The 13,150-nt window shown below is 38.3% G+C and carries 12 protein-coding genes and 1 pseudogene; 6 read left to right on the forward strand and 7 right to left on the reverse strand.

The features are described from left to right. The 3 genes and pseudogenes from V7137_RS00380 to V7137_RS00390 all read right to left on the reverse strand — a co-directional run. The coding region (locus tag V7137_RS00380; RefSeq protein WP_335455522.1) for a LysM peptidoglycan-binding domain-containing protein at window positions 1-360 on the reverse strand (360 nt) is incomplete at its 3' end. Window positions 361-484: 124 nt separating this feature from the next. After that, window positions 485-1,084, reverse strand: a complete 600-nt coding sequence (locus V7137_RS00385; RefSeq protein WP_335696391.1) for an undecaprenyl-diphosphatase — start codon at window positions 1,082-1,084, stop codon at window positions 485-487. Between the two features lie 201 nt (window positions 1,085-1,285). After that, window positions 1,286-1,573 (reverse strand): annotated as a pseudogene (locus V7137_RS00390) (3D domain-containing protein); the annotation flags it as partial. A gap of 781 nt (window positions 1,574-2,354) precedes the next feature. Here V7137_RS00390 and V7137_RS00395 point away from each other — a divergent pair. Next, window positions 2,355-2,984, forward strand: a complete 630-nt coding sequence (locus V7137_RS00395; protein ID WP_335455526.1) for an AmiS/UreI family transporter — start codon at window positions 2,355-2,357, stop codon at window positions 2,982-2,984. A gap of 99 nt (window positions 2,985-3,083) precedes the next feature. On the opposite strand, the gene V7137_RS00400 is transcribed toward V7137_RS00395, so the two are convergent. Continuing rightward, the gene (locus V7137_RS00400; protein WP_335455529.1) at window positions 3,084-4,001 is read right to left on the reverse strand and encodes an aldo/keto reductase; all 918 of its coding nucleotides are present in this window, start codon (window positions 3,999-4,001) and stop codon (window positions 3,084-3,086) included. Window positions 4,002-4,530: 529 nt separating this feature from the next. On the opposite strand from V7137_RS00400, the gene V7137_RS00405 reads away from it, so the two are divergent. After that, window positions 4,531-6,078 (forward strand): flavin monoamine oxidase family protein, encoded by a 1,548-nt coding sequence (locus tag V7137_RS00405; RefSeq protein WP_335455532.1) that lies wholly within the window; start codon window positions 4,531-4,533, stop codon window positions 6,076-6,078. Between the two features lie 128 nt (window positions 6,079-6,206). Here the strand turns inward: V7137_RS00405 and V7137_RS00410 are convergent, their stop codons facing one another. After that, window positions 6,207-6,746 (reverse strand): helix-turn-helix domain-containing protein, encoded by a 540-nt coding sequence (locus V7137_RS00410; protein WP_335455534.1) that lies wholly within the window; start codon window positions 6,744-6,746, stop codon window positions 6,207-6,209. Window positions 6,747-6,786: 40 nt separating this feature from the next. Then, complete coding sequence (gene rluF / locus V7137_RS00415; protein WP_420490068.1) at window positions 6,787-7,494, reverse strand: 23S rRNA pseudouridine(2604) synthase RluF; 708 nt, start codon at window positions 7,492-7,494, stop codon at window positions 6,787-6,789. A gap of 257 nt (window positions 7,495-7,751) precedes the next feature. On the opposite strand from rluF, the gene V7137_RS00420 reads away from it, so the two are divergent. The 3 genes from V7137_RS00420 to V7137_RS00430 all read left to right on the forward strand — a co-directional run bounded on the left by V7137_RS00420 (window position 7,752) and on the right by V7137_RS00430 (window position 11,853). After that, window positions 7,752-8,924 carry a L,D-transpeptidase family protein gene (locus tag V7137_RS00420; RefSeq protein WP_335455539.1) on the forward strand — a complete coding sequence of 391 codons (1,173 nt, stop codon included), beginning with the start codon at window positions 7,752-7,754 and terminating at the stop codon, window positions 8,922-8,924. A 1,139-nt stretch (window positions 8,925-10,063) separates the two neighbouring features. Further along, window positions 10,064-11,242 carry a ParM/StbA family protein gene (locus tag V7137_RS00425; RefSeq protein WP_335455542.1) on the forward strand — a complete coding sequence of 393 codons (1,179 nt, stop codon included), beginning with the start codon at window positions 10,064-10,066 and terminating at the stop codon, window positions 11,240-11,242. A gap of 11 nt (window positions 11,243-11,253) precedes the next feature. Beyond that, window positions 11,254-11,853: a hypothetical protein gene (locus tag V7137_RS00430; protein ID WP_335455545.1), complete on the forward strand. Its 600-nt coding sequence runs from the start codon at window positions 11,254-11,256 to the stop codon at window positions 11,851-11,853. 61 nt (window positions 11,854-11,914) lie between these two features. Here the strand turns inward: V7137_RS00430 and V7137_RS00435 are convergent, their stop codons facing one another. Next, window positions 11,915-12,040, reverse strand: coding sequence for a DUF4023 family protein (locus V7137_RS00435; RefSeq protein WP_335455547.1), 126 nt, complete (start codon window positions 12,038-12,040; stop codon window positions 11,915-11,917). 150 nt (window positions 12,041-12,190) lie between these two features. Here V7137_RS00435 and V7137_RS00440 point away from each other — a divergent pair, with 150 nt between their 5' ends. Beyond that, complete coding sequence (locus V7137_RS00440; RefSeq protein WP_335455550.1) at window positions 12,191-13,141, forward strand: phosphotransferase; 951 nt, start codon at window positions 12,191-12,193, stop codon at window positions 13,139-13,141. The last annotated feature ends 9 nt before the right edge of the window (window positions 13,142-13,150 follow it).

A 13,150-nucleotide genomic window follows, 5' to 3' on the forward strand; every position in this document is an offset into this window, starting at 1 on the left:
ATTTAAACCTTCATAGATTAATAGATTTAATCCAGGATGGATGAGATCGGTAGTTAATTGGTTCCATTCTTTAAGTTGCGGAACAGTTACACGATAATCCATGGAAATGTCCCATAGTGTGTCACCTTTTTTTACTGTATAATGTTTTTCCGGCGCAATGGTTAAAACATCACCCGGGTGAATAAGGTCCGTAGTAAGATGATTCAACTTTTGAATATTTTCTAATGAAGTATTATTTGCACGTGATAGATCCCAAAGGGTATCTCCTTTTTGTACAGTAATAGTTGCAGCTTGTACATTAGCACTTACAGTTACTGAGAGTACAGCAACTGCTATAATTGATATAATTCTTTTAAGCATTCTTTTACCCTCCATGTTCTTTGGTTGCTAAGTTTTCTAAATAGTAACATAGAATTTTCTGAAACAAAGAACAGGGAGATGATAAATCGTTTACATCCGTGGCATTTATATTGCAATAATATTTCTACAATTCTTTTGACTTACGTTTTTGGGGCAGGATCTGTCGTTCCATTTTTTCGAAAATAGCTAACAAATTACCTATAAAACGTAACGTAGGTACGACTCGGTAAACGATTAGGGCTGAAAGAATACTAATAGCGGCTCCCACAATCACATCTCCTGGATAATGTACACCAACCCAAATCCGAGACAGACCAACAAGGCATGCTAATAAAATCCATAAAACACCTGATTTTCTTTTAAAAAGAAAGAAAACCATACAAAATGAGAAGAACAAAATGGTGTGATTACTTGGAAAAGAATTATCCACTTCATGCCCGATGAGTTTATTCACGTGAATCAGTTCAGAGAATGGCTGATTATTCGAATGGATGAGTCCGGCCATTTCTCCCATGATTTCCGCCGCTAAAAAGGTAATCAATCCGCAAATAATCATCATTCTATTGGTTTTACTTTTTGTAAACCAAAAGATCAGGATACGTAAGGCTAAAAACAGCACCATATATTCAGCAATGAAAATCATTGCTGGGTTTAAATAAGTGAAATCCTTACCACTATCATTAATGACTCTAAACAATTCAATATTAAGTTCTGATATCCACATCATCATTTTCCCCCTTATCCTTTTCTGAAGAAAATTATAATAAATTGGTCAAAAGTGGAAAATTTGTTTTTCTTACATCCTCCTTACACTTTTGTAAGTTATACCAGCCAATGAAAGCGCAACAAAAAACACTGCATCCACTTAATAAATAAAGGGGGTTGCAGTGTTTAGTCTGAATATAGTGATACATGCTTCTCCATCTTAGTTTAAGATGGTAACCTTTAATTTTTTTACACCAAAATCGATAGCATCCTGTTTAGATGGAATAAAGATATCAATTCGATTTCCTTTAATCGCTCCGCCTGTATCGGCAGCAATCGCTTCACCAAAACCTTCTATATAAACCTTACTTCCAAGCGGAATCACAGATGGGTCAACGGCGATGACCTTTTTATTGGGATTATCTTTAATATTAATCCCCGTTTTAGTAATACCTGAACACCCTTCACAGGAAGCTGTATAGGCGGTGGCTTTCACGGTAATTTCCTTGACGCTTGTACTTGTACTGCTTGCTAATTTCATCACGGGTACACTTTTCTTTTTTGCTTCTGCAATAACGGGCTTTGCAGACACCGGAAATGGTTCAGTAACTGCAGGAGCCGCTGGATTCACAGGATTGTTTGTTTTAAGCGTATTCGATTCCTTTTGGATATTTTCTAAAGTTTGATTATATTGATCCCAACGGGTATTGTCTTGTTTTTCAGTAATAGTAGCAGCTTGTACATTCGCACTAACAGTTACTGAGAGTATAGCAACTGCTATGAATGTTTTAAGTTTATTAAGCATTCTTTTTACCCTCCCTGTTGTGTGACTGCTCATTGTTCCATATCGTAACATGGATTTTTCTGAGACAAATAACAGGGATATGTTAAATCTTTTACATCTATGGCAAGTATATTGCGATAGTATTTCTGAGTTAATTTAATAATCAGAAAAAGTGACTTTGCTCATGCTTGTCTAGGTAAAAAGTCTAATCGTGTCAACTGCTGAGCTCCCTTTTTATTTATTACAATAATGTTACAAAAAATCAACTAAACCATGTGGTTAAGAAAATAATTGAGAATATTTACCAATAAAAAGTTTTAAGAGTTAACCTTTTATTAGCCATAGGGCCTGGAATAGATAAAATGGTAATAATTAATATAAAATTTTGTTCAGACGTCACTTAACATTTGTTCATGGGCTATGCTATATTTATGGAGTTAAAAAACGGTTTTTTCTTATTGAAGGAGGGGGATGTTGTGAGAAAGGACTTTTCACAACTATCTATATGAGTTATATTGGTTTATTTTTATCGGGAGCGGTATTATTTCTTAACAGCCTTATGCTATTAGGAAAGGCTGAAGCAAAAAGTGTTGGTATCTTTAATTTATTCATCGGAATCCTTCAAATCATCATCCCATCATACTTAATGGTTGCAGCAGGTCAAAATAATTGGGATCTTTATAATGTCGCAGCGATATTTTTATTTGGCTTGACGTATCTATATGTTGGTGTCACCTTATTGAAAGGGCTTGATGGCAGCGGTCTTGGTTGGTTTAGCTTATGGGTCGCGATTATTGCAGTCGTTTATACGATTACCTCCATTATTCATTTCCATGATATCGTCAATGCATTAACATGGGGAATGTGGGCCTACCTTTGGTTTCTATTCTTTTTATCAAATAGCCTTAAAAAGAAAATTGATACTTACATTGGTCTAGTTGCATTCGTACAGTCCTGGGTAACCCTAACCATTCCAGCCTTACTTTATTTTTTAGGGGTCTCAAATACGCCAAAGATTACGCAAGTCTGGACCTTCGTTTTGAGTCTCGCGATTGTCTATTTTGTTGTAAGTCTTTTCAAAATGAAATTTTCCTTTAAAAAAGAAAACAGCGGTCAAGAAATACAGGTGATATAGTGCAAAAAGAGTATGGAATCATAACGATTCCATACTCTTTTTTTTGTGAATACATAATTTGTTATGCCTTCTTTTTTGGAGAGTAGTTCAAAATAACATTTACGGAAGAATATTCCCGGCAGCGCGATAAATGCGATACCATTCCTCACGTGTCAAATGAACGTCACTCGCCTGACAGCAGTCCTTTAATCTGTCGATATTCATGGTTCCAATCACTGGCTGCATATGGGCTGGATGACGTAAAAGCCAGGCAACCGCAATGGTCGTATTGCTCACTGCATATTTAGCGGCAAGTTCATCAATCTGCTGATTCAGCTCTGGGAACTTGTCGCTGCCAAGGAATACTCCTTCAAAGAACCCGTATTGGAATGGTGACCATGGTTGGATGGTAATATCGTTCAAACGGCAATAATCAAGGATGCTGCCATCCCGGTTTATGGCTGAATCATTCTCCATGTTAACATTCATGCCATTTGAGATCATCGTGGCGTTGGTGATACTTAACTGCAGTTGGTTAGCGACAAGCGGCTGCTTCACAAATTTCTTTAACAACTGGATCTGCATGGGATTTTGGTTAGAAACACCAAAATGGCGCACTTTTCCTGAACTCTCAAGGATATCAAAGGCTTCTGCAACCTCTTCAGGCTCGACAAGCGCATCAGGGCGGTGCAAAAGCAGCACATCGAGATATTCGGTTTTCAAACGCTTCAAAATTCCGTCGACCGATTCTAAAATATGTTCTTTTGAAAAATCAAACATTCCCTTACGAATTCCGCATTTTGATTGCAGAATGATTTTTTCACGGACGCTCGAATTCATATGGATGGCATCCGCAAAAATTTCCTCACAGGTGCCGCTGCCATAAATGTCAGCATGGTCAAAGAAGTTTGCCCCTTCTTCTAATGCCGATTGAACAAAGCGCTCCGCCTCTGTCTTTTCAAGTGAATTAATACGCATACAGCCCACTGCTACAACTGGCACATCTAATGAACTGCTTCCAAGTTTAATGGTTCTCATTGATTTAGTGTCCTCCAAGTTTTGAAATGGGATGATTTCATGAAAGGATGGCAGCTATAAAATTGATCCGATTCCATCCAACCTACTGATCCTTAGCACAAGCACATGTACTTACTTTAATAATCCTACCTATTTTCACATACAATCAGAATTTTGTAAAATATTAGGCAAACAAGTTGATAGTAGTTTAATTTGTTTGTGAAGAAAGTGTAAAAAATAATCAGATATAAGTCAAATCTAGTAAGTTGGCTAAAGTTTAAAGGGATAATATAGACTGAAAAGTCAATTTTAAGGTATAACGTCAGCGATGAAATTAAATTACATGAGGCGGATTTTGTTCAACTTTCCGAGGCCTTTTTTACTGAAATGGAAAGTAAATTTGTAGAGGTATAAAAAATAAATCAAGGAACCGGATTCTTGTCCCAAGCAAATTTATACACCATGCATATTTTATTGATAATTACTATCCTGAGATGGTTAATCAGTAAAGTAGCATGGTTTTATTTTTGCTTAAAGGAGTTGGTTTTTCTTGGCACGAACACCATTAGCAAGTATCCTGCTGAAATCATATATGTCGGCAGGTACTAAAATGGAGAAACAATTAAATACCGGACAAGTTATTACACTAGATCTTCATCATATGCAAAATGTGGATTACACACCACAAATGTCTTTAATCGTGAGTGGGCAACCTGCTCCAAGAATCGTCATTGTAGGAGCAGGTTTAGCGGGGCTTACGTGTGCTTATCGGCTTAGGCAGGCAGGAATCTTATCCACCATTTACGAAGCGTCGGAGCGGGTCGGAGGACGTTGTTGGACGAGGAGAGGTTACTTCAAAGAAAATCAAATGGTCGAGCGGGGCGGGGAATTAATTGATACTTGCCATAAGGAGATTCAGAATCTGGCAAAAGAGCTGGGTTTAGAATTAGATAATTTAATCATGGCAGAGCCCGTCGAGACCAAACCATTTTATTTTTTTGGTCAACAGCCTTATACCTTTGATGAGGTAACCAATGATTTTATGAAAATCCTCCCTAAATTACAAAAGGATCTCGAAGAGGTAGGTGAAACCACTCTTTATAATCGTTTTACTGAGCGAGGATGGGAGCTCGATCAAATGTCTATCGTCGATTATATCAATGAAACCGTACCAGATGGCATCCATTCTCGATTTGGCAAATTGTTAGCACTTGCCTACACCGTAGAATTTGGTGCTGATGCTTACGAGCAAAGTGCATTAAACTTGCTTTATTTGTTGGCATATGCTCAAAATGAGCCCTTTCGAATGTACGGCGATTCAGATGAATGCTTTCATATAAAGGGTGGCAATGACCAACTCCCAACTTTATTAGCGAATAAACTTCAGGGACAAATAAAATTAAATTTCCAGTTGATAAAGATTGAACAAATGGCTCAAAAACAGATAAGGCTCGTTTTTCGAAAAAAAGAAGTGGAATGGGAAGTTTTAGCTGACAAAGTGATTCTAGCTCTCCCTTTTAGTATTTTAAGAACAATAGATTACGAGAATGCAGGATTTTGTCTGTTAAAACAAACAGCGATTGAAGAACTCGGAATGGGTGTTAACACAAAAATGCATGCTCAATTTGTTAACCGGTTCTGGAATGAGCTTGGCAATAATGGTGAATCATTTGCAGATACAGGCTATCAGCAGACCTTCGAATCAACACGAGCACAACCCGGACATTCAGGAATTCTTGTTAATTTTACTGGTGGTGAAACAGCAGCCAACCAGTTTGCTTTTACAGACCATAAATTAGAAGAGACGACTAAGGAATTTTTGGACAAACTAGAGCCTGTATTGCCAGGGAGCATGAACAATTGGAATGGTTTAGCTACCGTAGACCACTGGCTTAGTAACCAATGGACAAAAGGGGCCTATTCGTATTGGAAGGTAGGTCAATATACGAAATTTGCTGGCATTTTAGGAGAGCGGGAAGGCAAAATATTTTTTGCTGGTGAACACACTTCTATTAAGTATCAAGGTTATTTAAATGGAGCTGTCGAGACTGGCGAGAGGGCTGCCCAGGAAGTAATCAATGATATGATCATAAATTAGGAACAAATGAAAAGGCTGACATTAAGGGGACCATACGGATCCTGTTTGACGGCCTTTTTGATTGTTTACTATTTTGTTCATGCTTGCAAGGTGCTCCTGAGAGGTGAAGCCTATTAGTTAGGCGGAAATTAGAAAATGTCTCTTAGTTCACTGTTGGAATAAATTGAAATGAGGACCACGGCTCTACCCTCACCGATATTTTTAACAAAATGTGGTACACTCGCGTTCCAGCTGAACGAATCCCCTTCTTCAATAATCATTGATTCTTCGCCTTGTTCGGCAAGGACTTTACCCTCCAACACTAAATGGCACTCTTCACCTTCATGGGCATTTAATTCACCCATTGAAGCACCCACAGGAAATTCGACAAGCATCATTCTTAATCCCCCTTTGGAGGTTAAGTGTTCTATTTTCAAGTTGTTAAAAGTCGAATAAGTCCGTTCATTTTTTCTAACGACCCGCATGTGCTCCTTTTTTTCTAATAACAAATAGGGTAGCGGAACCCCTAGAAAGGTTGCGATGGTTTGCAACGTGCTAATCGAGGGAGAGGTGTTATTGTTTTCGACATTGCTGATAAACCCTTTTGATAACCCAGTCCCCTCACACATTTGGGCAATGGTGATTTTTTTTCGGTTTCGTATTGCACGAATTTTTGATCCTATATCCAAATTAGCCACCTCTAATGTTTCCGAATAAAAAATATTTTCCTTACCATTCTTTAGGCTGATAGTTTAAGTCAGCAAATAATTGATTACGCTCTTTCTTTGATAGGTCACGCCATTGTCCAAGCGGCAGGTTGCCTAAGTGAATGTTCATGATTCTAGTCCGCTGCAAGCGGACCACCCCATAGCCAAGCGCTGAGCACATCCGGCGGATTTGGCGATTTAAACCTTGTGTTAAGATGATTTGGAAGTCGAATTTAGATAGCTGCGTTACTTTACAGGGAAGCGTCTTTGTACCAAGAATCTCCACACCGGCTGCCATCTTCTTTAAAAATTCAGGGGTAATCGGTTTGTCGACTGTAACGATATATTCCTTTTCGTGCTTGTTTTCGGCACGCAAGATTTCATTCACAATATCGCCATCATTCGTTAAAAGGATGAGACCGTCTGAATCCTTATCTAATCGTCCAATATGAAAGATGCGTAAGGGATGGTTAACTAAATCGATGATATTTCCTTTTATATGGCGTTCTGTGGTGCTCGTAATCCCGACAGGTTTATTTAAAGCGATATAGACATAATTTTGGGCCACTCTAACCTGGCTGCCGTTTATCCTTACATCATCTCCGGGCTCCACCTGGCTGCCCATTACTGCCACTTTCCCATTAATCGTAACTTTTCCTTCACTAACTAATTTATCTGCGCCTCTTCTAGATGACTGTCCAGACTCACTTATAAATTTATTAATACGCATGATACACACCCTAAATGGAGAATTGTATTTTTACCATACCCAACTGCTCCCCTTTTTTCAAGTCCTTCGGTGCCTGACACCTGATAGGAGAATCTCAATTTGGAACAAGGTTAGATATTTGTCGAAATGATAGAGTTTTTCAAAGTAAATATCTTTAAAAACAGGGAAGAAATGCTTACTTTCTAACCTAATTTTTGACAAAATATTCTGATTTTATGTGTTACTTTTAGTAATAACTACTAATTGAGGGGATTATTATGAGAAAACTATCAATCATTTTCGTTTTGCTATTCAGTCTATTCTTATTTACGAGCCAAGCTGATGCAAGCGGCGGTTCCCAGTTAATTATTATTAACAAGAAGACCAATACCCTTGCCTTTTATGACAGCGGGAAACTAGTTAAAAAATTTAGCGTGGCCACGGGGAGGACAAGATCGCTAACACCAGAAGGAACGTTTAGGATTGTTAGTAAAATCGTTAATCGGCCCTATTATAAATTGAAGATCCCGGGCGGAGATCCACGGAATCCATTAGGTAGCCGGTGGATGGGACTAGAAGCAAGAGGAACCTATGGAACAACCTATGCGATTCATGGGAATGCGAATGAAAATTCGATTGGAACCTATGCAAGTTCAGGATGTATCAGGATGCACAATTCAGAAGTACGCTGGCTATATAGCCACGTTAAAAAGTATACATTAGTTATCATCACCCATACGGATAGCAGCTTTAATTCAATTGCCAAAGCGAACGGATATGGCAGCGGCTGGGTCGAACTAAGCGGTAACACGTATTATTATGTTGATGGTGAAGTAAAAACAGGTTGGCAATCAATTAATGGAAAGCGATATTTCTTTGATGATGCTGGCGTCATGCAGACCGGATGGCTTACCGCGAATGGTCAGAAATATTATCTCGATAAAAAAGGGGTAATGAGAACAGGGTGGCTCGATAAAGGCGGCAAGAAATACTACTTTGATAATAGCGGTGCGATGAAGACGGGGTGGATTGCTGACAGTGGCAAGAAATACTATCTGGACAATAAAGGGGTGCTGAAAACCGGATGGTTAGCGGTCGATGCAAAACGTTATTATCTTGATAACAGCGGTGTAATGAAAACAGGCTGGCTTGCTGATAGGGGAGAATGGTACTATTTTGATGATTTGGGCGTGATGAAAACCGGTTGGATCAACTCTGAAGGCAGATGGTATTTCCTTAATGACCGTGGTGCCATGAAAAATACCCAGGAGCTCGTCAACAATAGTCAGTGGGATTATCTCGACAAAGGTGAAGACACAAAGTCAGACCCGGCAAATTTATTAGCGGATAAATACAAACTAAGCAGTCATGAGTCGGTCGTGACAGGCTGGTTAAATTACAAGGAGAAATGGTATTACCTTTATGTTAGTGAAGATATGGTTGCCAGCTAAGGGTAGGGGAATCGATTCAGCTCCGTTCCTAAGATCAGGTATAGTCTAAGCGCACCTTCATAGGTGTGTTTTTTTTGTGCAAAGGAAGGGGGGAATGGAATTTGTTGTAGCACATCAAGGAGTAAAATGGGCTTGTTTACATTCATGCATACACGTTTACATTTTTGTGTACTTGTTTGCAATTTGTATACTTGGTGTTTACAAATATGTTTGCATGTATACATATTTGTTGTTGTTGTTTACAAATAACTTGATAACAGCGGTGTCATGAAAACAGGCATGCTAGACGAACGATATAGAATGGTATGAACTCGATACTTCTGGTGTTATGAAAACTTGCTCTGAAGGACCTTTACATTGATAAGGGGGTCATGAAAAATACTCAAACTCTAGCAACAACACCGTCAGTGGGGTTATTTCGACAAAAACGAGGCTGCTGATTCAAATAGTTCCAATTTGGTTAGAGGGAAAATACAAACTTAATAGGAAAGTGAAGATGTGACGAGCTGATTAAATTACATGGAGAAATGGTATTACTTTTATGTAGAAAAAGAAGGGTTGTAAAAGATGAAGGACATAACCCACCGCAAGAACCATAGATGAGTCCATAATAAGCTCGATAAAGGACATAACATCTGTCCTTATGAACGCCCCATGAGGACAGATGTATCAAATTCAATGAGTGGAGGATTGGGAGTATATCCTTCTTCCTTACTATTAATAAATGATTAGTTAATGAGCACCTTAGTTGGCGTGCTTTTTTGCTAAGAATAGTTATGATCAAAGTCAGCGGGATAGAATAGGCAGGATTAGTCGCAAGTTTACATTTTTGCATACATGTTTACGTTTTGTGTATACTTGTTTACAAAATCGTATACATCGTGTTTACTAAAATGTTTACATGTAAACAAATCTGTATACATCTTATGATATCGGCATGTATACAGATTTGTCATTGTTGTTTACAAAAAGTGATTACAATGAACTGAAGTTTACATATTGTTTACATCTTTACAGTTATATTTTTTTTGTTTGGAAATCATTGAAGAATCTATTAATCTTCTATACCCTTAAAGAAGGAGCTAGAATTACATACTACTTTTAAAAATAAATCTATTAAATGAAAAGGAATGATATTTATGACTAAATCTAGAGTTGCAGCTATTGATGTTGGGAATGACTCCATTAAAGCCATTTTTGGAGAATTAGAATATGAATTAAATATTCCTAACATTATTGCTAGGGATACAGAAGACCGACCTGTTATTGGGATTGAAGAACTTGATAATAAAAATCCATTAGATGGAATTCACATCAAAGTCCACTCCCCTGCTTTAAAAGAAAACAACGGAATTTATCGTATTGGTAATTTAGCTACTAAAAGTATTAATGCCACTGAGCTAGACCCTGGCAGCAGCAAGTCAGAGGAAGATCAAACGTTAATTATGCTTTTTGCAACATTAGCTTTAGATGCAGTAAAGGAAAATAACTCAAATGCTTTTCCACGCACTAAAAATATAATTGATGCCAATTATACATTGGGAACAGGTCTTCCCCTTCGTGAAGTAAAAGAAGGAAAAGATGCTGGCTATCGTTCTAAATTAGTTGGTTCCGTTCATCAAGTGGAATTCCTTGTCACTCCAAAGTACCAAGGGTTGAAAGTTAATATTAAATTTGATGAAGTAAAAGTATATCCTGAAGGATTCGCCGCATTTATTAATCTAGTTTTGGATAACAGCGGAAAAATCATCAATAAGGATCTCATTGATAAGCGCATCTTAATCCAAGATATCGGCGGATTATCAACGGATATTGCTGTCATCAAAAATCGTAATGTTGATGATGATAAAGCACAAGGGTTTAATCTAGGGGTTTCTGAATCATTAGAAGCCATCCGTGAAGAGATTAGAACAAAGCATGGAGTTGAACTCGATAGCCGTCGTGATGTGGTTGAGATTATCACTAAGAAAAGTGATCGTAATCATATTATGGTTAAAGGAAGCCGGACAAGTGTTCATGATATTACCGACCGAATCATGCTTGATTTAGCTAAAAAGCAATATCGTTTATTACGTAATGTTTGGCAGAGAAACTCGCAAACAGAAATTTGCTACTTTGTGGGTGGCGGAGCCAATGTCTTAAAGGAATATCTTAAGACGTTAAATAACAATTTAGACGGTTATAATATTGATTTCTTTGAAGATGAGAAAGAAAGTATTTGGATGATGGCCAATGCTTATTATAAACTCATCATCGACTTTGTTCGAAAGGCTGAGAGACAAACGGCGCCTAAAGTTGAACCTGTAAAAGCTAAATAAGGTGATTATATATGAAAAAACCAGCCTCAAATGAGGTTCAGCGGGGCCAGGCCATATCTTTTCGTATCCCCTCTGATACACCTGACCATATCTTAAAGCATTTACAAAAGTTGAAAGATACAGAAAGAAGGAATTTTTCCAGTAAAATTGCCGAGTTTGTCATGCAAGGTGTGAGTAGTTCTGTTTCGAGGGAAAAGGAGACCATTACGATCCCCCTCCCCCAAAAGTTAACGAAAGCCCAGAGAAACTGGTTAAAGCATGAGCATTCAGAAGCTTTGCTGGGAAGTATTCTTTATCAACTGATTTCTGACCCAGTTCGTTCGACTTCACTACTTGCTTCTTTAAATAGTCATTCAATCGATATCGACGAAGCTTTGTACCTTCAGGAAGAAGTATTTCCCGAGGAACTTCTTAAAGTTGACAGTTATCAGCAAATGGCTGCGGCTAAGGAAGATTCGCCCTCCCCTCTCGACATAAATGAGATGGAAGACGACCTCAGTGAGTTTGATTGGGAAAGTGCTAAAGAAAAGCAACCGGTCATGGAGGAAGAAGAAATCGAAGAAGATATTGACGACTTACTTGGCGGTTTTCTTGCAAATATGAATAAGTAAAAGGGCCTGACCTCAGGTGCCGCCAGTTGCGGCTAAGAGGTTTGGCCCTTTTCGTAGTGTGTTAATGCTGATTATTCGGTAACCTTTGGCTTTTTTGACTATTAGCTTGACGTTCTTTATTTTTCTTGTCCTTTTCTTGCTTTTCATGCAGCTGTTCTACAAATACGTGTGTGTTTCTGTTATCCATTCCACCTAACCTCCTTGAAAAATCGAACCAATGTTAGTTTGACCTCACGCTCTTAAAATATTCCGGTAATGGGAGTTAAACTTCTCAATTGAACATAAGTATAGATAAGAAGTACTATGAAACTATGAATATGGAATAGGTGGTGAACCGATGCAACTGCCTAACAATATTGTTCTGGCCAATGGTGCATTGAATGATTCTGTCATCCTGAAAAGAGAAATTCTCTATAAAGGGATGAATGGAAGATTTGTTGAAAGATTTTATTTGAATCCTGACACTAGCTATATTTTTAAACCTCTTACAAATAATGGTCAATTGGGTAAAGAAGTCTGGGTGTATGAACATATTCTCCCCCATTTTCCAGTCATTTTTCCAAAAATGATTTCTTATTCCATTCATGACTGTACCGAACGTAATTGGATGATTTTCGAGGACCTTGGTCCACTCTCTCATGACTTTAATGAGGAAATAGTGATGAGGGTCATTAAGTGGGTGGCTTGGTGGCATTCTCTACCGGTAGAGAACCTGGGAAATGTGCCCCTGACAGGACTGAAACCAAAAATAGAGAACGTAATATCAGAAGTTTCCATAAAGCAAGAAGGTGTATATCGAATATTGTCTTCGTTAAACATGGAACGCGAATTGATTGATCGTATTTTCTCAGAACTTAGTCTGTGGCCGTTTTCAGAAAGAAAAGTGTTATCTCATGGCGATTTACATACCGGAAATTTTGCGATGGCTGGCAATGAGTTGAAGATTTTGGATTGGGAGCACACTCATTTGAATTCGCCGTACTGGGATCTTTATCACTTGATTGATATGTCCCACCCCCTTTTTCCCAAAAAAATGACGAGTTCAATGCGGGAGAGAATTTTGGAAACGTATCTTAATCAGGTTTCGTTTGAAGAGGACCGGGCTCGTTTTTTTAAGGAGTATTATTTAGTCGCGTCCGTGTTCTCGATTTGGATGATCTTACTTATTCAAAAAGATTTAGTGGAAAACGGCGGAAAGTGGTCTACCTTTCAGCTGAATACACAACTCGCCGAAACGGCAGCAAGTCTTCAACAGTGCGCAGCAGCTCTTCGAAAACAGCCCTTATGAAAAAAGAAG

Source organism: Neobacillus drentensis (genome assembly GCF_036962765.1).
GTDB classification, from domain to species: domain Bacteria; phylum Bacillota; class Bacilli; order Bacillales; family Cytobacillaceae; genus Neobacillus; species Neobacillus drentensis_C.

Coding starts and splice junctions, on each gene's coding strand:
- V7137_RS00400 (WP_335455529.1), bottom strand. CDS start 4,001: ATGAGAACCATTAAACTTGGAAGCAGTTCATTAGATGTGCCAGTTGTA.
- V7137_RS00395 (WP_335455526.1), top strand. CDS start 2,355: ATGAGTTATATTGGTTTATTTTTATCGGGAGCGGTATTATTTCTTAAC.
- V7137_RS00425 (WP_335455542.1), top strand. CDS start 10,064: ATGACTAAATCTAGAGTTGCAGCTATTGATGTTGGGAATGACTCCATT.
- V7137_RS00420 (WP_335455539.1), top strand. CDS start 7,752: ATGAGAAAACTATCAATCATTTTCGTTTTGCTATTCAGTCTATTCTTA.
- V7137_RS00440 (WP_335455550.1), top strand. CDS start 12,191: ATGCAACTGCCTAACAATATTGTTCTGGCCAATGGTGCATTGAATGAT.
- V7137_RS00430 (WP_335455545.1), top strand. CDS start 11,254: ATGAAAAAACCAGCCTCAAATGAGGTTCAGCGGGGCCAGGCCATATCT.
- V7137_RS00435 (WP_335455547.1), bottom strand. CDS start 12,040: ATGGATAACAGAAACACACACGTATTTGTAGAACAGCTGCATGAAAAG.
- rluF (WP_420490068.1), bottom strand. CDS start 7,494: ATGCGTATTAATAAATTTATAAGTGAGTCTGGACAGTCATCTAGAAGA.
- V7137_RS00385 (WP_335696391.1), bottom strand. CDS start 1,084: ATGTGGATATCAGAACTTAATATTGAATTGTTTAGAGTCATTAATGAT.